Origin of the sequence: Galbibacter kalidii (genome assembly GCF_026241135.1) — a bacterium.
Taxonomy (GTDB): domain Bacteria; phylum Bacteroidota; class Bacteroidia; order Flavobacteriales; family Flavobacteriaceae; genus Galbibacter.
The window spans coordinates 1-506 of record NZ_JAPFGA010000113.1 but is presented as its reverse complement, the minus strand read 5'-3'; the positions used below and the strand labels follow the sequence as shown (position 1 = coordinate 506).

General features: G+C 41.1%; 1 protein-coding gene. It reads right to left on the bottom strand.

The features are described from left to right. Positions 1-97: 97 nt before the first annotated feature. A complete protein-coding gene (locus tag OOZ15_RS20140; protein WP_004213829.1) occupies positions 98-415 on the bottom strand; it encodes a hypothetical protein in 318 nt (105 codons plus the stop codon). Between the last annotated feature and the right edge of the window lie 91 nt (positions 416-506).

The following is a 506-nucleotide window of genomic DNA, read 5'->3' as shown; positions in this document are numbered from 1 at the left end:
GCTTTATGCGTAATCATCTGGACGACATATAGATTTTACGGAGAGAAACACCAGCACTCAGCAACATATTACTGAGCGCTGGTCACTTATGAACTTTTCAGATATTCAGTTCTTTCAAATCTGTCACAACAAAATCCCCTTTACCTGAAAGAGTGTCAAAATCATCGAGTGTAAATTCATGGGTGTGGTACCAAATGACCCTGCATGTGGGGCAGGTAACAGGTAACAAATCTTCCGCTAATTTTTCGCTGTTATGGATAACCTCACCCATCTCGTTATGTTCGACAATATAACCGCTTATGCAAAGGGTTTCGTACCCATGAGCACCGGTAACAATATGGGTTGCTGTTCTCTCACGAATTTCCCCATTAATTTTAATCTGCTCTCGAGTGGTAATCGTTCTTTTATTATTCATGAAAACTCCGGATGATATTTAAAAACGGCTGACATTGCTCCCTGCTTCGGAATAATTGTGAAGGCAGGCAGGAAATCGGAAAATGCGTTAC

Coding starts and splice junctions, on each gene's coding strand:
- OOZ15_RS20140 (WP_004213829.1), bottom strand. CDS start 415: ATGAATAATAAAAGAACGATTACCACTCGAGAGCAGATTAAAATTAAT.